At 69.5% G+C, this 561-nt stretch carries 2 pseudogenes; one reads left to right on the plus strand and one right to left on the minus strand.

What is annotated here, in order from left to right:
- Positions 1-500: pseudogene (gene hemC, locus A5624_RS01655) on the plus strand (hydroxymethylbilane synthase); the annotation flags it as partial.
- Here hemC and A5624_RS29395 read toward each other — a convergent pair.
- Positions 484-561: pseudogene (locus A5624_RS29395) on the minus strand (hypothetical protein); the annotation flags it as partial. The pseudogenes hemC and A5624_RS29395 sit on opposite strands and share 17 nt — an antisense overlap.

Raw genomic sequence — 561 nt, forward strand, 5'->3', positions numbered from 1 at the left:
TCGCGCTGGGACACCCGGCGGAGCTGGTGACCATCACCACCGCCGGGGACCGGTCGTTGGCGCCCATCGAAGACCTCGGGGTCGGTGTGTTCACCACCGCCCTGCGCGAGGCCATGGAAGAGGGCCGTGTCGACGCCGCCGTGCACTCCCACAAGGACCTGCCCACCGCCGAGGATCCGAGGTTTGCTCTGGCGGCCATACCGGTGCGCAACGACCCGCGCGATGCGGTGGTAGCGCGCGACGGGCTGGTGCTCGCGGAGTTGCCGGCCGGTTCGCTGGTGGGCACCTCCTCGCCGCGGCGGGCCGCGCAGCTTAGAGCATTGGGTCTCGGTTTGGAAATCCGCCCCCTACGAGGCAACCTAGATACCAGGTTGAACAGGGTAAGCAGTGGTGATCTCGACGCGATCGTGGTAGCCCGGGCGGGACTGGCCCGGATCGGTCGCCTCGACGACGTCACCGAGACGCTAGAGCCGGTGCAGATGTTGCCAGCACCGGCTCAGGCACGTCGGGGTCGGTGAACACCAGGGCGGCGTTCGCCAGCACCGTGGCGGCCCGGGTCGT

Origin of the sequence: Mycobacterium sp. 1482292.6 (assembly GCF_001672995.1) — a bacterium.
GTDB classification, from domain to species: domain Bacteria; phylum Actinomycetota; class Actinomycetes; order Mycobacteriales; family Mycobacteriaceae; genus Mycobacterium; species Mycobacterium europaeum_A.